General features: G+C 59.8%; 19 protein-coding genes. 9 read left to right on the top strand and 10 right to left on the bottom strand.

Features of this window, described 5'->3' with window-relative positions; all coding sequences use genetic code 11:
• Nucleotides 1-66: 66 nt before the first annotated feature.
• Genes RD1_RS01545 through RD1_RS01530 form a run of 5 tightly spaced genes read left to right on the top strand, consistent with a single transcriptional unit; the run spans nt 67 to nt 6,372 of the window.
• On the top strand, nt 67-3,009 hold the full coding sequence (locus RD1_RS01545; RefSeq protein ID WP_011566677.1) for an ABC transporter transmembrane domain-containing protein: 2,943 nt from the start codon (nt 67-69) through the stop codon (nt 3,007-3,009).
• 9 nt (nt 3,010-3,018) lie between these two features.
• Nucleotides 3,019-3,189, top strand: a complete 171-nt coding sequence (locus tag RD1_RS21425) for a hypothetical protein (protein ID WP_011566676.1) — start codon at nt 3,019-3,021, stop codon at nt 3,187-3,189.
• A gap of 9 nt (nt 3,190-3,198) precedes the next feature.
• Complete coding sequence (locus tag RD1_RS01540; protein ID WP_011566675.1) at nt 3,199-4,098, top strand: CPBP family intramembrane glutamic endopeptidase; 900 nt, start codon at nt 3,199-3,201, stop codon at nt 4,096-4,098.
• A 58-nt stretch (nt 4,099-4,156) separates the two neighbouring features.
• Nucleotides 4,157-5,101, top strand: a complete 945-nt coding sequence (accD, locus tag RD1_RS01535; protein ID WP_011566674.1) for an acetyl-CoA carboxylase, carboxyltransferase subunit beta — start codon at nt 4,157-4,159, stop codon at nt 5,099-5,101.
• Nucleotides 5,098-6,372, top strand: coding sequence for a bifunctional folylpolyglutamate synthase/dihydrofolate synthase (locus tag RD1_RS01530; RefSeq protein WP_011566673.1), 1,275 nt, complete (start codon nt 5,098-5,100; stop codon nt 6,370-6,372). Before accD ends, RD1_RS01530 begins: the two co-directional genes overlap by 4 nt.
• Nucleotides 6,373-6,377: 5 nt before the next feature.
• Here the strand turns inward: RD1_RS01530 and zapE are convergent, their stop codons facing one another.
• Nucleotides 6,378-7,436 carry a cell division protein ZapE gene (gene zapE / locus RD1_RS01525; RefSeq protein WP_044032877.1) on the bottom strand — a complete coding sequence of 353 codons (1,059 nt, stop codon included), beginning with the start codon at nt 7,434-7,436 and terminating at the stop codon, nt 6,378-6,380.
• A gap of 133 nt (nt 7,437-7,569) precedes the next feature.
• Here zapE and RD1_RS01520 point away from each other — a divergent pair, with 133 nt between their 5' ends.
• Nucleotides 7,570-8,811: an MFS transporter gene (locus RD1_RS01520; protein ID WP_044033303.1), complete on the top strand. Its 1,242-nt coding sequence runs from the start codon at nt 7,570-7,572 to the stop codon at nt 8,809-8,811.
• Here RD1_RS01520 and RD1_RS01515 read toward each other — a convergent pair.
• The 6 genes from RD1_RS01515 to RD1_RS01490 all read right to left on the bottom strand — a co-directional run bounded on the left by RD1_RS01515 (nt 8,808) and on the right by RD1_RS01490 (nt 13,582).
• Nucleotides 8,808-9,731, bottom strand: a complete 924-nt coding sequence (locus RD1_RS01515) for an alpha/beta fold hydrolase (protein WP_011566670.1) — start codon at nt 9,729-9,731, stop codon at nt 8,808-8,810. The genes RD1_RS01520 and RD1_RS01515 overlap by 4 nt on opposite strands.
• Nucleotides 9,728-10,651, bottom strand: a complete 924-nt coding sequence (locus RD1_RS01510; RefSeq protein WP_011566669.1) for an ornithine cyclodeaminase family protein — start codon at nt 10,649-10,651, stop codon at nt 9,728-9,730. The genes RD1_RS01515 and RD1_RS01510 overlap by 4 nt, the downstream gene beginning before the upstream one ends.
• On the bottom strand, nt 10,648-11,280 hold the full coding sequence (locus tag RD1_RS01505; protein WP_011566668.1) for an HAD-IA family hydrolase: 633 nt from the start codon (nt 11,278-11,280) through the stop codon (nt 10,648-10,650). The genes RD1_RS01510 and RD1_RS01505 overlap by 4 nt, the downstream gene beginning before the upstream one ends.
• A gap of 20 nt (nt 11,281-11,300) precedes the next feature.
• The gene (locus RD1_RS01500; RefSeq protein WP_011566667.1) at nt 11,301-11,756 is read right to left on the bottom strand and encodes a YaiI/YqxD family protein; all 456 of its coding nucleotides are present in this window, start codon (nt 11,754-11,756) and stop codon (nt 11,301-11,303) included.
• Entirely contained in the window at nt 11,753-12,583 is an 831-nt protein-coding gene (gene fghA / locus RD1_RS01495) for an S-formylglutathione hydrolase (protein WP_011566666.1), read from the bottom strand. The genes RD1_RS01500 and fghA overlap by 4 nt, the downstream gene beginning before the upstream one ends.
• Nucleotides 12,584-12,652: 69 nt before the next feature.
• Nucleotides 12,653-13,582, bottom strand: coding sequence for an AEC family transporter (locus tag RD1_RS01490; RefSeq protein WP_011566665.1), 930 nt, complete (start codon nt 13,580-13,582; stop codon nt 12,653-12,655).
• A gap of 280 nt (nt 13,583-13,862) precedes the next feature.
• Here RD1_RS01490 and RD1_RS01485 point away from each other — a divergent pair, with 280 nt between their 5' ends.
• The 3 genes from RD1_RS01485 to RD1_RS01475 all read left to right on the top strand — a co-directional run bounded on the left by RD1_RS01485 (nt 13,863) and on the right by RD1_RS01475 (nt 16,642).
• On the top strand, nt 13,863-14,480 hold the full coding sequence (locus RD1_RS01485; protein ID WP_011566664.1) for a TetR/AcrR family transcriptional regulator: 618 nt from the start codon (nt 13,863-13,865) through the stop codon (nt 14,478-14,480).
• Between the two features lie 83 nt (nt 14,481-14,563).
• On the top strand, nt 14,564-16,225 hold the full coding sequence (locus RD1_RS01480; protein ID WP_011566663.1) for a DNA polymerase Y family protein: 1,662 nt from the start codon (nt 14,564-14,566) through the stop codon (nt 16,223-16,225).
• A 69-nt stretch (nt 16,226-16,294) separates the two neighbouring features.
• A complete protein-coding gene (locus RD1_RS01475; protein WP_011566662.1) occupies nt 16,295-16,642 on the top strand; it encodes a DUF2794 domain-containing protein in 348 nt (115 codons plus the stop codon).
• A gap of 12 nt (nt 16,643-16,654) precedes the next feature.
• Here RD1_RS01475 and RD1_RS01470 read toward each other — a convergent pair whose 3' ends face one another.
• The 3 genes from RD1_RS01470 to RD1_RS01460 all read right to left on the bottom strand — a co-directional run bounded on the left by RD1_RS01470 (nt 16,655) and on the right by RD1_RS01460 (nt 19,272).
• Nucleotides 16,655-17,449 (bottom strand): NlpC/P60 family protein, encoded by a 795-nt coding sequence (locus tag RD1_RS01470; RefSeq protein ID WP_011566661.1) that lies wholly within the window; start codon nt 17,447-17,449, stop codon nt 16,655-16,657.
• Nucleotides 17,446-18,828: a leucyl aminopeptidase family protein gene (locus RD1_RS01465; protein WP_011566660.1), complete on the bottom strand. Its 1,383-nt coding sequence runs from the start codon at nt 18,826-18,828 to the stop codon at nt 17,446-17,448. The genes RD1_RS01470 and RD1_RS01465 overlap by 4 nt, the downstream gene beginning before the upstream one ends.
• Before the next feature lie 63 nt (nt 18,829-18,891).
• Complete coding sequence (locus RD1_RS01460) at nt 18,892-19,272, bottom strand: hypothetical protein (protein ID WP_044032876.1); 381 nt, start codon at nt 19,270-19,272, stop codon at nt 18,892-18,894.
• Nucleotides 19,273-19,396: the final 124 nt, after the last annotated feature.

The raw sequence follows: 19,396 nt of genomic DNA, 5'->3' as shown, positions 1-19,396 counted from the left end.
GCAATCACTGCCGTCGCCCTGCGGGTCCAGTCGGCCTGTCCTCAGGCCTATGACGAAAGCCGGTTTATGGAACCCTCGATTTTCTCATTCATCTGGAAGTATTCCAGACGACAGCAGATTGTTCTGTTGTTTTTCACCATATTCACGTTCCCGTTTCTTTACGCCACGCTGGAACTGCCCAAGCGGATCATCAACGATGCGATCGGGGCGACGTCTTCGATCGTTGAAATCTGGGATGGAATCGAAGTTTCGCAAACCGAATTCCTGATGATCCTGTGCGGGCTCTACCTGCTGTCGGTGCTGGTCCATGGCTTGCTCAAGATGCGGCTGAACACCATGAAAGGTGTGCTTGCCGAGCGGCTGTTGCGCCGGTTCCGCTATCAGCTGGTGGGCCGCATGATGCGCTTTCCGCGCGCCTATTTCCGATCGACCTCGCAGGGGGAGCTTGTGTCGATGGTCACCTCCGAGGCCGAGCCGATGGGCGGGTTGATGGGGGATGCCGTCGCGCAGCCGGTCTTTCAGGCCGGGCAGATGCTGATCATCGTGGCATTCCTTTTTGCGCAAAGTGTCTGGTTCGGCCTTGCCGGAATCGCGCTGATCCCGCTGCAGGCATGGTTGATCCCCATGCTGCAACGGCAGATCAATCAACTGAACAAAAAGCGGATAGTCGAGGTGCGCCAGTTCGCGGCGGAAATCGGCGAAACCGCTGCCGGTGTGACGGATTTGCGAACCAACGGGGGCTGGCGTTTCCGTCTGGCAGGGTTCACCGACCGGCTCGGTCGCCTGTTCGACATCCGCTTTCAGATCTACCAGAAAAAGTTCTTCATGAAGTTTCTCAACAACTTCATCACGCAACTGACGCCGTTCTTTTTCTATTCGGTCGGGGGGCTTCTGGCCATTCGCGGTGACATCACCGTCGGCGCGCTGGTGGCGGCGCTGGCCGCCTACAAGGACCTCAGCTCGCCGTGGAAGGAACTGCTGACTTATTATAATCAGGTGCAGGACATGTCCTTGCGCTGGGAAATCGTGGTGGAGCGTTTTGCGCCCAAGGGCATGATCGAGGAAAGCCTTTTCGAGGGCGAACCGGATGACATGCCCCGTCTGGATGGCGCGATTTCGATGAAGAATGTGACCGTGCGTAACGCAGATGGCAATGCGGTGCTGGAAAACATCAACCTTGAAATTCCGGCAGGTGCGCGCGTCGCGGTGAAATCCACCAACCAGTCCGAGCGCATCGCCTTTGCCGAACTTTTGACGCGGGAGGTCATCCCGACGCGCGGCGATATCACCATTGCGGGCCGGCGTCTGAACGACCTGCATCAGGCGGTTGTCGCAGCGCGTATCGGGTATGCCCATTCGCGCCCCTACCTGTTTAATGGCACCTTGGGTGACAATCTGTTCATGCCGCTGAAGACCAGTCCCAAGACCGTCCTTTGGGACCCGAAACACAAAGACAAAGCGGCTATCGAGGCGCAACGCGCCGGCAACAGCCCCGACAGCACCAAAGCGGACTGGCTGGACCCGCAGCTTGCCGGCCTGAATACTGCCGATGAGATACGCGGATGGTGGTTCCACCTCGTCGAGGCGATGGGCACGGATGACATCATGTTCCGCCGCATGCTCGATGCGCGTATGGACCCTGAAAAACATCCGCAACTGGCACAGCAACTGGTGGATTTGCGCGACGAGGTGCAGGTGCGCTTGCAGGAACGGGGGCTTGCGTCCATGGTCAATCGTTTTGATCCGGATGAGTTCAACCCTTCCATCCCGCTGGGCGGTAACCTGATGTTTGCTGCACCCAGAAGGCACATCACGCAGGAGAGCCTCGCGTCGGAAGCCAACTTTTTGCGGCTGTTCACAGAGATTGGCCTCGCAGAGCAGGGGATCGCCATTTCCCAGACGCTGATCGAAACGCTGCACCAGACCTTTGGCATGGATGGCACCAGCCACCCCTTGTTTACCGCATTGGGCATCGAAGAAGAGCTTTATGAAAAGCTGGTGGATATTGCCATGCGCCGTAAGGACAGGGGCGATCAGGCGATCAGCGAAGATGAATTCGCGCTGTTGCTGACGGTGCCTTTCGCCTTCACCGCAGAGCAGATTGGCCCCGGCTTTCCCGAAAGTTTCAAAAAGGAAATCGTTGAAATCCGCAAAACCAAAAGCGAGGAAATCCGCAACCGGCTGAAGGACCTGTTCGTTCCCGTCGCGCCCGAGAATTACCTGCCGCGCATGACGCTGATGGAAAACGTGCTTTATGGGCGGGTTGCGGGTATCGCCGGGGTTCAGGGTGAATTGATCGAGGATATCGTCGCCGACGTGCTCGCGGAAAAAGGTCTGAAACGGCTTGTCGCAGAGACGGTTCTTGATGTGCCGACGGGTCTCGGTGGGGCCAATATGGCGAATATCTTTCAGGAACGCGCAGCCTTCAGCAGAGCGGGCATCAAACGGCCCGATGTTCTGATCCTCGACACGGTTCTGGCCAGCCATGATGCGGCGTCACGCCAGCGCACCCGCGCGCGCCTGCAGGAGTTGCTGCCCAAGACGACCATGATTTTCCTTGAGGATAATTTCGAAAACCCGCAAGCCTATGATCTGCACATCGAAATCAAGAATGGCCGGATTGATGGCGAAGATGACGTGGAAGAGGTCGAGGATGATGCCTCGGGCTCGGATGATCTGCGGCGCAAGATCCGGGTGATCTCGCGCACAGAGCTTTTTGCTGACCTTGAGGCGCGCAGCCAGCGGCTGCTGGCCTTTGCGGCACAGTGGTATGATGCGCCCAAGGGCAAGCGGATATTCTCGATGGGGGAGCGGGCGGATGCGGTGTATCTGTGTCTCTCCGGCACTGCGATGATGAGCTATGTCGACAACAACGGGACCCGCCAGGATGTCACGGCAGTCGAACCGGGACGCTTGATCGGGGATCTTGCGATTATTCTGGATGAGCCGCGCCAGCTTGATCTGATCGCGCAGACAGACAGCCAGTTCCTGCGGATCGGCGCAGAGTAGTTTCGCGCCGTGATCGGGGATGACCCCGATGTGCTGATGAGCCTTTTGAAAACGGTGGCAAGCCATTTGTCCGGGGCTGCGGAAGTGTTGCGTGCGTCGGGTGTGAGCATTCGCGAAGTGGCCGAAGAGCAGCGCGCTGCAGGGCGCGCTGCCCCGCAGCCATCAAAAGCGATGGAATAGAGGACGCGCATGTCCCTGTTCAGAGCATACCGCGCGCATGAGGCGCTGGTTGCACCGGCGCGGCCCAAGGCGCAGGTTTGGCGGCTGATCATTGGCGTGATCCTGATCGCAGGTGTTTTCCTGTTGGCCAATCAGTTTTTGCATCAGTCGCTTTTTACGCTGCTTGGCTCTGAAACCTATGGGGCTTTGACGGGTCAGGATGGCCGCATGTCGCAGCTGTCGGTTGTGTTTCTGCTGCTGTCGTTCGGTTTGCTGGCGGTGGCGGTCATGGTTGCCCTGAAGGTCGCGCATAACCGCGGCATCACCGCCGTATTCGGAGACGCCGCCGCGTTTCGCAGCCAGTTTGTCGCGGTTTTGCTGATGCTCGTGATCCTGAATGCGGCGGTGTTCGCGCTGCCGCCCTGGGATATGGGGGCGCCTTTGGTGCCCAATGTCACTGTCGGGGCGTGGCTTGTCGTGCTCCCCTTTGCGCTTGTGGCGATCATGGTGCAGGTCAGTGCCGAGGAAATCCTGTTTCGCGGGTATCTGCAGCAACAACTGGCCGCACGTTTCAAATCGCCGCTGACCTGGCTGTTGGTGCCATCCGTACTCTTTGGTCTGGGCCATTACATGCCGGAAGAGGCCGGGGAAAACGCCGACATCATCATGGTCTGGTCGGTGATTTTCGGCGTTCTCATGGCGGACCTGACGGCGCGTGCAGGGACGCTGGCACCTGCCATCGCTGTGCATTTCGTCAATAATGTCGTGGCGATCCTTTTTGTCTCCATGCCTGACAGCCTGTCTGGTCTATCGCTGTACCTCAGCCCTTTTGCGCTGACGGATACCGAGGAATTGCGCGCTTGGCTGCCGGTGGAATTTGCGATGATGGTGGTCACATGGCTGGCGGCCCGATTGGCGATCCGGCGCTGATTGCACTTTCCTGCGCGGGCGATTATCTAAAGCTGAACAAGGCCACAGGGGCGTCATTATGAACTGGATCACCAATTACGTCCGCCCGCGGATCAACTCGATTTTTTCGCGCAGGGAAACACCGGACAACCTTTGGACCAAATGCCCGGAATGCGGCACGATGCTGTTTCATCGTGAAGTGTCGGACAATCTAAATGTCTGCACCAACTGCGATCACCACATGAACATCACCGCCCGCGATCGGTTGACCGCGTTGTTCGATGGCGGTATTTTCACGGAAGTCGATGTCACGCCGCCTACCGCTGATCCGCTTGGTTTTCGGGATCAGAAAAAGTATCCGGATCGTCTGAAAGCGGCCCAGAAAGAAACATCAGAGGTCGAGGCGATGCTGGTGGGCTGCGGGGAAATCGGCCGCACGCCGATTGTTGCCGCCGCGCAGGATTTTTCCTTCATGGCCGGGTCGATGGGCATGTATGTGGGCAATGCCATCATTGCCGCCGCACAGGAAGCGGTCCGGCTCAAGCGCCCGTTGATCCTGTTTTCCGCCGCCGGTGGTGCGCGCATGCAGGAAGGTATCCTGTCGCTGATGCAGATGCCGCGCACGACGGTCGCGGTGCAGATGCTCAAGGAAGCGGGCTTGCCCTATATCGTTGTATTGACCCATCCGACCACGGGCGGTGTCACGGCCAGCTATGCGATGCTGGGCGATGTGCATATTGCCGAACCCAATGCGCTGATTTGTTTTGCCGGGCCACGTGTGATCGAACAGACAATCCGTGAAAAGCTGCCCGAGGGGTTCCAGCGCGCGGAATACCTGCTGGATCATGGCATGCTGGACCGCGTGACGCATCGCACAAAGATGCGGGATGAATTGATCACGATCACGCGCATGTTGCTCGGCCTGCCGCCGGCTGTGCGCGGGGATCTACCAGCGCCGCAACCGGACGATGCTGCGCCAACACAAGATGCGACCGAAACACCTGTGGATACTGCCGAAAAATGAACAGCACATCGTCCGACGTCATTCTTGAGCGGATGATGGCGTTGCACCCCAAGGTGATCGACCTGACGCTCGACCGTGTGTGGCGGCTGCTGGATGCGCTGGGCAATCCGCAACGCAACCTACCGCCGGTGATCCATATCGCAGGCACGAACGGCAAGGGTTCGACACAGGCGATGATCCGTGCCGGGCTGGAGGCTGCGGGCAAATCCGTGCACGCCTATACCAGCCCGCATCTGGCGCGCTTTCACGAACGCATCCGTGTGGCGGGGGATTTGATTTCCGAAGCAGACCTCACGGCAGTGCTCGATGAATGCTACGCCGCGAACGGGGGTGGCGACATCACCTATTTCGAAATCACAACCTGTGCCGCCCTGCTGGCGTTTTCGCGCACACCCGCCGATTTTACGCTGCTTGAGGTTGGTCTGGGCGGGCGGCTGGATGCGACGAATGTGGTGGATGACCCGGTGCTGACCATGATCACGCCGGTCTCCATGGACCACGAGCAGTTTCTTGGGGATACGCTGCGCAAGATTGCTTTTGAAAAGGCGGGCATCATCAAACCGGGCGTGCCCTGCATCGTGTCACGTCAGGCCGATGATGGCATGGAGGTTATCGAAGAGGTCGCACAACGTCACGCAGCGCCGCTGCTGGCCTATGGGCAGCAGTGGCACGTGGGGCCTGATCGCGATCGGATCAGCTATCAGGATGATGCCGGCTTGCTGGATTTACCGATGCCCAACCTGCCCGGCGCGCATCAGATTATGAACGCGGGCGCGGCACTGACCGCTCTGCGCTATCTCGGGTTTGACGAACACGTCGCCGAAGCTGCGGTCACAACCGCCTTCTGGCCCGCCCGTATGCAGCGCCTGAAAACCGGGCCTCTGACGGATGCCGCACCGCAGGCGGAACTCTGGCTGGATGGGGGGCATAACCCCGCTGCCGGTGAAGCACTGGCCGCGCATCTGCACAGCCTGCCCGAGCGGCCAACGCATCTGATTTGCGGGATGTTGAACACCAAGGATATCGACGGGTATCTGCGCCCGCTGGCCGCTGTGACGCAGGATCTGACTGCCGTGTCGATCCCGGGTGAAGCCAGCACCTTACCCGCCGAGGCCACCGCCGAAGCGGCCCGCAATGTGGGGTTTTCGGCGGATGTGGCGGATGATGTGGGGGCAGCGCTGGCAAAAATCGTCGCAACCACGCCACAGGCGCGGGTGTTGATTTGCGGCTCGCTCTATCTTGCCGGGGCGATCTTGCGCGAGAACGGTTAGGGGCGCTATTGCCCCCAGTCGCTCCCCTGCATCTCGCGCAGTCTTGAGGCCGTGCGTTCGAACTCAAACGTGCCCTCGCCCTCGACATATAGCATTTCCGGTTTCGCCGCTGCCGAGCAGATCAGGCGCACCTTGGCCTCGTAAAGCGCATCAATCAGCGTCACGAACCGCTTCGCCTCATTGAAGTTCGAACGGGACAAAGTGGGGATGCCGTCGATCATCAGCACTTTGACAGCTTCGGCCAGCGTCAGGTAATCGGCAGGCCCCAATGGCTTGCCGCACAGGTCGTGAAACCCGGCGCGCGCTACGCTGTTGCGGAAGGCTGGAATTTCGACATCCCGCCCTTTGACCTTGAGGACAAGCGGCGTGCCCGCCCCCCCGGCCAGATCGTCCCAAACCGCATCCATGGCCTTGCGTGCGTCAGAATTGACCGGGGTGAAATAGACCTGTTGCCCCCCGAGCCGGTCCTGTCGGTAATCGGTCGGGCTGACCAGTTCATGAATGACCATGCGCTCTTTGATCAGGGCGATGAACGGCAGGAAAAGATCGCGGTTCAACCCGTTCTTATAAAGCTCATCCGGGTGCCGGTTGGATGTGGTGATAACCACAACGCCCGCGTTGAACAGCGCCTCAAACAGACGTCCGACGATCATCGCATCGGTAATATCGCTGATCTGCATTTCATCAAAGGCGAGCAATCGCACAGAGGCGGCGACATCGGCGGCAACTGGGCTGATCGCGTCTTCGACGCCGGATTTGCGCACCTCATGCATGGCGGCATGTATCTCCTGCATGAAGGCATGAAAATGCACGCGGCGCGCTGGAATGCCGTCAAGGTGCTCCACGAACAGATCCATCAACATGGATTTTCCGCGTCCCACGCCCCCCCAGAAATAGACACCCTTTGGCGGTTCCGGTACCTTGCGGAACAGCCCTTTTTTGACGGGCTGCAACAGGGCGTCATGCACGCGCTCGAACTCGGGCAAAGCCGCAATCTGCGCCGGATCGGCGATGAGCGTGCCGTCCTGCGTGAGGCTCATGTAGTGTTGCGACAGGCTGGTCATAATCCCCAATAGCGACTGTGGCTGCGCGAGAAAAGAGGCGGCACATATCAAGGATTGTGCGGCGGGCATAAAAACTCCTGAATTGACGTTTCGATCCGAGATCGTAGTGTGCCCACACATCAAGGATCACATTTTGCCCAAATCCGCCCCACTTTTCACGCCGGTTTTGATTGTTGGCTGCGCGATCATCATCGTCAGCTTTGCGATCCGGTCGACCTTTGGCGTGTTCCAGATTCCAATTGCGGACGAATTCGGGTGGCTGCGGGCCGAATTTTCCCTTGCGATAGCGATCCAGAACCTCGCCTGGGGGATCGGCCAGCCGCTTTTCGGTGCGCTGGCGGAAAAGATCGGTGACAGAAAGTCGATCGTGCTCGGTGCGGTCATTTACGCGCTGGGGCTTTTGCTGTCGGCAGGGGCCAGCACGCCGATCGAACATCAGCTTTATGCGTGGCTCCTTGGTTTCGGGATTGCGGGCACCGGGTTTGGCGTGATCCTTGCGGTCGTGGGGCGTGCGTCCTCTGCCGAAAACCGGTCCATGTCGCTGGCGATTGTCTCTGCGGCGGGCAGCGGTGGGCAGATATTCGGACCGCCCATCGCGGAATGGCTGCTTTCATTCATGTCGTGGCAGGCGACTTTCGTGGTTTTTGCGATTGCGATCCTCGCCATTCTTTTGACGCTTCCGATGATGCGCGCACCGGCCATGGCCACAAAAACCGACCTTGAAGAAAGCCTCAAGGAGATCCTTGGCAAGGCCTTTCGGGACCCGTCTTTTACCTTCATCTACCTCGGCTTCTTTTCCTGCGGGTATCAGCTGGGGTTCATCACGGCGCATTTGCCCGCCTTTGTTACCGAGTTGTGTGGCCCGATCATGCCGGGTGGGATGCTCGACAATATGGGGATCAGCACGACCTCTGCATTGGGGGCGGTGGCGATTTCCCTCATCGGCCTTGCCAATATCGCGGGGACGTTGCTGGCCGGGTGGGCCGGCAAATACTATTCCAAGAAATACCTGCTGGCTGGAATTTATACGGCGCGAACGGTTGTCGGGGCGCTGTTCATCATGTTCCCGATTACACCGACGAGCGTCATTCTTTTCTCGCTCGCCATGGGGTCATTGTGGTTGGCCACCATTCCGCTGACCTCGGGGCTGATCGCGCATATCTACGGGCTGCGCTATATGGGCACGCTTTATGGTATCGTGTTCCTGAGCCACCAGTTGGGGGGCTTTCTGGGCATCTGGCTGGGTGGGCGCATGTATGATGTCTACGGGGATTATACGCTGGTGTGGTGGATCGGTCTGGCCGTCGGGGCCTTCAGCGCAATCATCCATCTGCCGATCCGCGAACGGCGGCTGGAAGGGTTGCAGACCGTTTAGGCATCCTTTGCAAGAAAAGGCGCAAGCAGGGCGTCAATTTCATCGCAATGGGTATAGGTCAGCCCATGGCCCGCGTCCGGGATCACCTGTTGTTGCGCGTTTGGGTTCCATTCAGCAAGCTGATCCTTGGCGGCCAAGGGGATCACATCATCCGCTGCACCCCAGATCGCCATGACCGGAACCTTCCGCTGCGCCAGTGAGGCATGTTCCGCCGCAAGGCCATCGCTCAGCATACCAAGCAGGCTGGAGTGGACCGCCGGGACAAAGCCGCGCCACGTCAATTCGGCGTGCTGCAGCGCGTTGATCCCCGGTACGCTGGATGGCACATGCGCCTCTGCGCGCAGGCCCTTGCGCAGGATCGACGGGTAAAGGGCCAGCATGACCCAGCGTCCCAGAACGGCGTTTTGCACCGCCGCTTTGAACAGGCCCGATCCGACCGGGCGCATCCCGGCAGGGGCCAACAGGACCATCTGTCGGATATCCTGCGGTCGATCCGCCGCAAAAAGGGTCGCAATCGTCCCGCCCATCGAATAGCCGACCACGGTTACATCCGTTCGCACGTCTTGGCTGGCCAGCAGGTCGTTCAGCTGTTGCAGGAAAAATGCCGGGTTCTGCACGCCTTTGGGCCGGTCGGAGTAGCCGCGCCCGTATAGGTCATAGGACAGGATACGAAACCCCCGCCGCTCAAGCGCAGGGCGCAGAGCCTGCCAGACAAAGCTCGGCGTTGTCAGCCCGTGGATGCAGACGATGACAGGGCCCTCTGCCGGGCCGGACCATTGATAATGCGTGACCCCTTGCGACAGATCAACAAACGCGCCGGGGGCCGATTTGCGCGCGGCGGCGTTCATGGGGCGGCGCAGGGCCTCGATCACAAAGGGTGCTGCCGCAATGCCCGCCAGTAGCAGCAGCGCCCAGATCATGCGGACTGCGCCTGCCAGCGCTCCAGAATAAAGCGGCTGGTCATGAGGTCCAGATGCGCGCCACCGCCATTCTTGAACAGGGTGATTTCATCGTCGCCTTGGCGTTTGAACGATTCCGGCGCATAATAATCCGCTACGATCTGATCGGCGCTGAACGCGCCTGCCGCAATCGGAATTTTCAACTCGCCAATGTGATCGACGGTCGTATCAAGGCTGTCGACAAAAACGCGGGTCCGCTGCAGGGCGTCATCGTCAACCTCGCGCATATCGGGACGATAGGCCCCGATCAGATCAATGTGCTGACCCGGTTGTAGCCATGCGCCATGGATCAGCGGCGTGGTCGTCATGGTCGCCGCCGTGACGATATCTGCGGCCCTGACGGCTGTTTCCAGATCCTCAGCGATGGCAATGCCGGGGATCTCGCGGGCAAGCTGCTCTGCATTCTGCGCTGTGCGGTTCCAGACGGTAAACTGCGCGTGCGGGAACAGCGCCGAATAGGCGCTGTGCAGTGCACGCGCCTGTGTGCCTGCGCCCACGATCAGAATGGTGCGGCTGTCGGCCCGTGCCAGACGGCGCGCCGCCAACAGGCTGTCTCCGGCGGTTTTCCATTTGGTCACGAGGTGGAAATCGACAATCGCCTCCAGCGTGCCGGTCCTGTCACAATAGAGCGTGACGCCGCCATTGACGCTCGACAGCCCCTGCGCCGTGTTGCCCGGAAAGATCGTGGCGGATTTTACCGCAAGGCCCAGACCGTCGATCCACGCCGCGCGGTTCAGCAGCGTATCCGGATCGCGGTACAAAAACGTGTCGGCAATTTCAGCCTTGGGCAAAAGGTGGCCTGCGGCCAAGGCATCCGTTAGACCGATCCAGTCCAGCACTGCCTCGCCTTCAGAAAAGGGTATGATGGGAATGGGGCTCATGCGGCTTCTGCGCGGGTCAGGAGCCCGGATGCCACCAGCCGGTCGGCCCAGCCTTGCGGCCCTTCAAACAGATGGGTTTGCCAGCCAAAACCCTGTGCGGCGGCGATATTGTCATCGCGATCATCCGTAAACAGCAGCGCGTCGCCCTTGATGCCTGCGGTCGCCTCAACCTGCGCATAAATCGCAGGATCAGGCTTGATCATGCGCATATGGCCCGAGATGAAATCGCGGTCAAACGCGCGCAGGAATGGGTAATGCGTTGCTGCCAAATCATAGCTTTCCACGCCGAAATTCGTCAGCGAAAACACCGGCACCCCCTTGTCCTGCAGTGCCTTCATCAACCTGACGGAATGGTCGATCACGGGTGAGGCCATTTCGATCCACCGATCGTGCCACATCCGGATTTCCGCCCGCCAGTCGGGGTATTTCTCAGCCTCGGCATAGACCGTGTCGGTGAAATGTGCGCCGAGGTCGATACGCTCGTTCATCGCATGCAGGTCCAACGCCTCGAACATGGCGCGCCGGCGGTCCTCGCCGATGGCACCGTCGTAAAATCGGTCGGGATCCCATTCGATCAATACATTACCCACGTCGAAAATGACGGCCTGTGGTGTTGGGTTATCGCTCATATCCGCATTCCTTCCTTGGATTAGCCAAGCGTGGCGGCCTTGCGCAATGTGCGTTCCAGCCCGTCGAGAAAGCGGGACCGATCCGCCTTGCCAAAGCTTTTGCCACCGCCTTGCCGGAAGGGATCAGCGGCGCGCAGGTCTGCCATCAGATCGCGGCTGGCCAGCACGTTGCCGATATTGGCGGAGGTAAGCGCTTCGCCATTGTGTTTCAGCACCAGCGCGCCCGCCTCGATGCACTTTGCGGCCAGTGGAATGTCGCCTGTCACGACCACATCCCCGGTGCCGCAGCGGTCCGCGATCCACATGTCTGCCACATCCGGCCCGTCCGGCACGATCACGGTTTCCACCAGCGGGTTTTGCGATGGCCTTAACCCGCCGTTGGACACGATATACATCTTGACCCGGTGCCTTGTGGCAACGCGCTCGGCTTCGGATTTGACCGGGCAGGCATCCGCGTCGATGTAAAGCGCCGTCATGCGTAAAGCGCGTCGGCGTGAAAGGCGATGTGTTCCTCCATGAAGGTGGCGATAAAGAAATAGCTGTGGTCATAGCCCGGTTGCAGCCGCAGCACCGCCTGTTGACGGCGTGTATTGACCGCTTCGGCCAGCGCTTCGGGCTGGAGCAGGTCAATGAACTGGTCCTTGGTGCCGGTATCCACCAGCATAGGCCCGTCAAAGCCTTTTTCGCGCATCAAAAGCGTCGAATCATGTGGGGCCCATGTGCTTTGATCATCGCCAAGGTAGGCGCTCAGCTGTTTGCGGCCCCAGTCACTGGCGGTCGGGTGAGAGATCGGCGCAAAGGCAGAGACGGAGCGGAATCGCCCCGGCAAGGACATCGCGATGGTCAAAGCGCCATGCCCGCCCATGGAATGGCCCGTGATCGCCTGCCGCTTCATGTCGAGCGCAAAATTCTGCTCCAGCAAATTTGGCAGTTCCTCGGTCACATAATCCCACATCTTGAAATGCGACGACCAAGGGGCTTGCGTGGCGTTCACGTAAAACCCCGCACCCTGTCCCAGATCATAGGCGTCATCATCGGCCACACCCTCACCGCGTGGTGAGGTGTCGGGAAAGACCAGCGCGATTCCGTGCTCTGCCGCCCAGGACTGCGCACCGGCCTTGATCATCGCGTTTTCATGCGTGCAGGTCAGGCCCGACAGAAACCACAACAGCGGCACAGGGCCGTCCTGTGCTTCCTCCGGCAGAAACAGACCGAACGTCATGTCACAATTGCAGCTGGCCGATGTGTGAGAATAGACACCCTGTGTGCCGCCGAAACAGGCGTTTTCAGAAATCGTTTCCATTGCGGGTCTCCCTTTTGTGTTCGCTCATTGGCTATCGCGTGATCGGTCTGTCGGCAAGCCCTTCAGCACTCAGAGCGGTGCCACAAGGCCAATGACAAAGCTAACGGACACGATGCTGATCGCGGTAGACACCAGAATCGCGGCGGATACCCGGTGCGATGCAACACCGTAATGCTGCGCCAGAATATAGACATTGCCAGCCACCGGCAGCGCGGAGGCCGAGATGACAACGGCGGCGGTGTAGGGGTCGACCGGGAACAGGATGATCACGCCGATAGCCACGAAAAGCGGGTGCAGCACCAGTTTGCAAAAGCTGAGCCAGCCCGCGATCACAAGCCGCTCTGCCGATTTCGAGGCCAGAGAGGCACCGATGGCAAACAGGGCACCGGGGGTCGCGGCCCCACCCAATATGGTCAGAAAGTCGTTCATCGGTGTGGGGATCGGAATGGCAAGCGCGGACCACAATAGCCCGGAGGTGATCGCGAGGATCATGGGGTTTTTGACAAGCCCCAGCGCAATCGTGCGCAGGATGCGCAAGCTGAAGCGCCCGTCGCGTGACCCGGTGATCAGGATGACGATCAGGCTGGAAAACACGATCAGATCAACGGCAAGCGCCATCATGATGACGCCAATCGCAGCCTCGCCCAGCAACAAAGCGAGCATGGGAATGCCAAGAAATCCGACATTGCCGATGGCTGCGCATTGCGCCTCGACCGCGACCGTTGCCACATCAAGCCGGCGGATCATGCCCACGATGGTCGCGATCAGATAGACAGCAACGGTGCCCAGCAGATAGCCGCTGACAAGGTTCGTGTCCCAGACATCCGCGAAAGAGAGATTCGCGGAAAACCGGAACAACATCGCACTGAGCGCAAAGTAAAAGACGAATTTCGTCAGATAGGCGGTCGCCTCTTCGGTAAAGAACCGAATGCGACCGGCCCAATAGCCCAGGCCGATCAGCGCAAAGAACGGGACTGTCTTGAAGAAGATTTCAATCATACCGACACGCCGGGCGTGTTTCCCTTTCTGTGGTCCGGTCAGGCAAACTGCTTTCTGTGTCTTATCACTTGATGCGTGATGCGCCAGAACGATGTGCGCATTTTTCTGACCACATCCAACGGATTGTCCCAAACATAACGGGCGCACAGGGTCCAGAAACGGCGTTGTTCATAGACACAAACAGGTCGCCAGACATTCAGACACCAAAGCAATCTGCATTTTCTCCTTGGGAACTGAACTGTTCGGTTTATAGTTGGGGCCTCTGGCATCTGAGGGCCCCATGACTGTTGCAACTCTGGCGATCCGCAAGGGACGAAAATTTGATCAGGTTTTGGATGGCGCGCGCGACGTCTTTATGGCGGATGGCTTTGAAGGGGCCAGCGTGGATGAAATCGCGCGCGTGGCGAATGTGTCCAAGGCAACCTTGTACAGTTACTTCCCGGACAAACGGCTGCTCTTCATGGAGGTCGCAACCGCCGAATGTCAGCGTCAGGCCCGCGGCGCGATGGACAAGATTGATATGGAGGCTGCGCCACAAGATGTGCTGGCGCAGACGGGGCAACATTTCCTGCGGTTCATCACGTCAGATTTCGGGCAAAAGATTTTCCGGATCTGCGTCGCTGAGTCCGAGCGGTTCCCGGATCTGGGGCAGAAGTTCTATAATTCCGGCCCGGCTGTTTTCCGCACCGAAATGGCGGCCTATTTCAAGCAGGCCGAAGCGCGCGGGCAATTGCGCATGTCTGACCACCTCATGGCGGCGGATCAGTTTGGCGAATTGTGCAAATCCGACGTCTGGCCGCGTCTGATCTTTGGTGTGATTGACAAGGTCAGCGAGGCGGAAATCATTCGCGTGGTGGACAGTGCCGTCGAAACCTTCATGGCACGATACGGCACCTGAACGGACTCGACTCGTTCCTGTCACAGGGCTAGTTATGTTTAGAACAAAATAAGAACAAACGAATCTGCCTGATCGCTGCTGCCATGAAAACCCGACGTATCCTCTCCATCTGGTTTCCGCATTTCGGGGCGGATCGGCTTATGCGGCGCAATCCGCAACTGGCCACTGTGCCTTTGGGTGTGGTCGAGGAACAGCATAACAGCCAGGTGCTGACCTCTTTGAACGCCGCCGCCGCGCAGGCCGGTCTGCGTGTGGGGCAGCCGGTGCGCGATGCCCATGCCATGTGTGAAAAGCTGGTGACACGCGCGCGCAGCCAGCCCGCCGAGGCTGCATTTTTAACTGCATTGCAACGCTGGGCCGGAAAATTCAGCCCATGGGTTGCGCCCGAAGGGCATGACGCGCTGGTGATTGACCTGACCGGATGCGCGCATCTTTTCGGGGGCGAGGAATCGTTGCTGCAGGTGGTGCAACAGGATTGCGAGGATTTGGGGCTGTCAGTGCGGATGGGGCTTGCGGATACCCGTGGGGCGGCATGGGCACTGGCGCGCTTTGCCGGGCAATCCGCAGGGTCGCACCGCACAGGTGACGCCATTGATCAGGAAGCCCGCGCCACGCGTTCACGCGCCAGCAAGCGCCGGCGCTGGACAAAGGGGGGTGCGGCCCCTGTTGTCACACCGGGACCTGCGGCAGGGGCACACCAGATTTCGGCCCCGGGGCAGACCTATTGCGCGCTGAGTCCTCTGCCTGTGGCGGCGCTGCGACTTGATACAGAGATCACGGCACAGCTTTCCCGCCTTGGTATCCGGCGCATCGGTGATCTGCTGGGCCAACCGAGGGCCGTGCTGGCCCGCAGGTTTGGCCGGGGTCTCGTGATGCGGATGGATCAGGCGATGGGCTCTGCCCCCGAACCGGTTTCGCCCGCCCGCGCGCCTGCGCATTTTGCCGTCCGCATGACCCTGCCGGACCCCATCGGGCTGGAAAGTGATTTGCTGGCTGGGCTTGACCGCTTGCTGCCCCGGCTGTGCGAAAACCTTGAGAAAAAGGGGCGCGGGGCGCGCCGTGTTCTGTTTCAGGCCTATCGGACGGATCACGACATACAATCGGTTGAGGTGGGGCTGGCGCGTGCCGCGCGCGATCCTGCGCAGATCAAACCGCTGATTGCGCTCAAGCTGGGCAGTATCGACGCAGGCTTCGGGATCGACATGCTCCGCCTCGAAGCGGTGCAGACCGAACCGATCCACGCCCGCACCCCGGTGGGGCATCTTGAGGCGGGCGCGGTGGTAAGCACCCGTCTGGCCAGCAACACGTCGATGGACGATCTGATCGGGCGTATCGGGGCGCGCGTCGGGCTTGAGGCGATCACGCGGCTTAAACCCGCCTCCAGCCATATCCCGGAAAAGACCTCAACCCTCCATGCAGCGGCATGGTCGACCCCTTTTGACGGGCAATGGCCGGACCCGCCCAACCCGAGGCCCCTGCTGATCTGGCAACCTGAACCCGTACAGGCCCCGGACAGCCCGAAACTGCCTGATGTCTTTCTTTGGCGCGGGCAGCGTTTGCGCGCTGTCCGGGCGATCGGGCCAGAACGCATCGCGCCCGAATGGTGGCTGGATGACCCCAACTGGCGCAGTGGTGTGCGGGATTACTGGAGCACCGAGACCGAAGACGGCCAGCGGCTGTGGTTGTTTTATGCCCATGGGCATCTGATGTCTTCGGGCTGGTTTTGCCATGGCAGCTATGCCTGAGGTCATGTTCTGACGCATCTCTGCATATCAAAGCTTGATTCGCGCGGCAAAGGGCGCAACTCTAACCCTATGAATTACCAAGTCCCCCCGACCAGCACCCTTCATCAGATGCCACCCAGTCAGGTTGCTTTTCACCGTACAGAGCTCTCCGTGATCCTGTCGCTTTACGGGCGATTTGTGGCAGCGGGAGAATGGCGCGACTACGGCATTTCGTGTCTCAAGGATGTCGCCGTCTTTTCGGTGTTCCGCCGCACCGCCGAGACGCCGCTTTATCGTATCGAAAAACGTCCAAGGCTGCGTGACAAACAGGGCATGTATGCTGTTGTTGGGATGGATGGTCAGATCATCCGCCGTGGCCATGACCTAAAGAAGGTGCTGCGGGTGCTGGAACGTAAACTTATTCGCGCCGTCGAGTGAGCATTGCCCCCGTCAGGTTGGCATTTCCAGCCTTTTGAACCCTGTCGGGACCCCGTCGCCCTGCATTTCAATCCGCGCCAAGGCGTCTGCGATGGGTTCGGTTGTCACCAGCATATGCCCGGCATTTGCATGGATCAGGGTATCCTTGTCCAGAACCAGCGCCACATGACCTTTCCAGAAAATCACGTCATTGCGTTGCAAGGCTGCACCGGACGGCAACGCTACGCCAAGCTGTTCCGCCTGTTGGTCGCTGTCACCGGGACAGGCAATGCCACAGGCCAGACAGGCCGCCTGCACCAGACCGGAACAATCAATCCCGAGATGCGCGTTTCCGCCCCAGAGATAGGGCACCCCTAAAAAGAGTTCCGCGATTGTGGCCGGGTCGGTGGCGCGTGCTTCTGTGGGTCGCACATGTTGCCTTGGGATAAACCCCTGCGGCGTCTCAACAAAGGTTGCGGTTTCTGCAACGACATTCAGTCCGGCACTAAACCCCAAATGCATGAGGTCCGGCGATTTGAAATTCGCTTCCGCATAGACATGCGTGGCACGGCTCGTGACGCGGTGCGTCACCGGATGCACCGGCCCTAAAGCCGCATCAGATACCCACCCGCAGTATCCGTCCTTCTGCGCGCGGATCAGGCTGTGACCCTCCATACGTCCTAGTATGGCAGCCCGATCCCCAAACAGAACCTGCCTGTCGCGCGGTCCCGCAGGGCTTTGACGCAAGTCGGCGATGGGCCCAGTAACTTGCGCCGGTATGTCCAGCGTCACATGGGTCGGATCAGGCGTCACCCGCCGATCCGTCATGACGTCTGCATGGCTTCGATAACCCCCAGCAAGGCGCGGGTTGCCTGACCTGCGCCACCCTTCGGGCGTCCCGGCGCATCGCTCGGGTTCCAGCCATAGACGTCAAAATGTGCGTAGACGCTTTCGTCCACAAACCGTCGCAGGAAAAGCGCTGCGGTGATGGATCCGGCAAATCCGCCCTTTGGCGCGTTGTCCAGATCCGCGATCCCCGGTTCAATCATCGATTCATAGGGCGTGTGAAACGGCATGCGCCAAACCGGGTCGCATTGATGCGTAGCAGCGTTTTCGAGCGCTGTGACAAAATCAGGATCATCGCAATAATAGGGCGCCAGATCAGGACCAACCGCAACGCGCGCGGCCCCCGTCAGCGTCGCCATCGAGATGATGAGGTCTGGTGCGTCTTCCTGTGCATAAGCCAATGCGTCGGCCAGAACCAGCCGCCCCTCTGCGTCGGTATTGTTGATCTCGACGCTCAGACCCTTGCGCGACGGCAGGATATCGCCCGGCCGGAATGCATTGCCAGCCACCGAGTTTTCCACGGCCGGAATAAGAACGCGCAGACTGATCCGGGGTTGCAAGGCCATTATCATATGCGCCAGCCCCAGAACATTGGCCGCCCCGCCCATATCCTTTTTCATCAGCCCCATCGACGCGCCCGGTTTCAGATTCAGCCCGCCAGTATCAAAGCACACGCCCTTGCCAACCAAGGTGATCTTGGGGCCCCTGTCACCCCATTTCATGTCGATCAGGCGCGGCGCGCGATCCGCAGCGCGCCCGACCGTGTGGATCAACGGAAAATCCTGCGCCAGCAGATCATCGCCAAGAACAACCTCGATCGATGCACCATGCTGTTGGGCGAGATCCTGCGCTGCGGCTTCAAGATCCGGGGGTCCCATGTCATTTGCGGGCGTATTGATCAAATCACGGGTCAGCGTCTCGGCTTGCGCGAGGATTTCCAGCCGTGCGGTATCCAGCCCTTCGGGCCGCGCGAGCCTTGCTCCCATCGCGCCGGTCTCGCTGTAGCGGCCAAACCGATAGGCGGCCAGCAGCCAGCCCAGAACTTCCATGTCGGACTGCGCCTGCGGCAGGCCCGAGGCAATCGCATAACAGGCAGCGGGCAGTTTACTGGCAGCCGCCGCAAGGTGAAACCGCCCCCGTGCCCGCGATTTCGCTGTGCCAAAGCCTGCAAGCGCCATCACCGGCAAACCTGTATCAGACGGGACCAGCAAGGCCTGACCGATCCGGGCCGCGAACCCATTCGCGCGCACCCATGCCTGAACCGTCTGCGACTGGTCGCCCAGCCACGCCTCAAGCGAGTCTTCATCTATGATGTGCAGCGGAATTGTCTGATCGTCAGCATCAGCAAACAGGGAAGTCATAAGAGGGCGCCTTTCACAAAATCGCCCTCGCAGCCTAGTCTGATCTGATGGCGGTGCAAGGCATCAGATCGTGATGTCTTGCAGGTCCCATATAGCGCTTAGCGACTGCTCGCCGATCCGCAACAACCTGCTGAGCGTCGCAGCCACGGCCGGGCCGTCATTGCCATCCAGCGCTTCAATCACATCGGCGGCGACGCGCGCCAGCACCAACATGCCGATCTGTTCCGATATCGCGATGAGGGAGCGTGCGCATTTGCGCAGCTCATCAGCTTCGCCCGCTGCATGCAGGCGGCTGCAATGCGAAAGCCGCAATGCCAGCTCCTCCATGGCGCGGCAAACGACATCTTCTGCGCCGGCCTCGCCAAGTTGCGCATAAAGCGCGCTGAGCCTGTCCTGACAGACATGCACTGTTTCATTTAGCCTGATCTCCAGGACATGGTTCATTTTTCTCACCCTCATTTGCCCCCACGGCCTGAGTGTTTTCGCGCGAATTTCTGACTAAAGAGTTGAGACAGATCAATGTTTCCCCTCGAATTTACGGATAATTGCAGCTAAAGCTTTCGGGGCA

The organism is Roseobacter denitrificans OCh 114, from assembly GCF_000014045.1.
In the GTDB taxonomy this organism is placed as follows: Bacteria; Pseudomonadota; Alphaproteobacteria; order Rhodobacterales; family Rhodobacteraceae; genus Roseobacter; species Roseobacter denitrificans.
The sequence above is the reverse complement of the archived record's forward strand: the minus strand, read 5'-3'. Positions and strand labels throughout refer to the sequence as shown.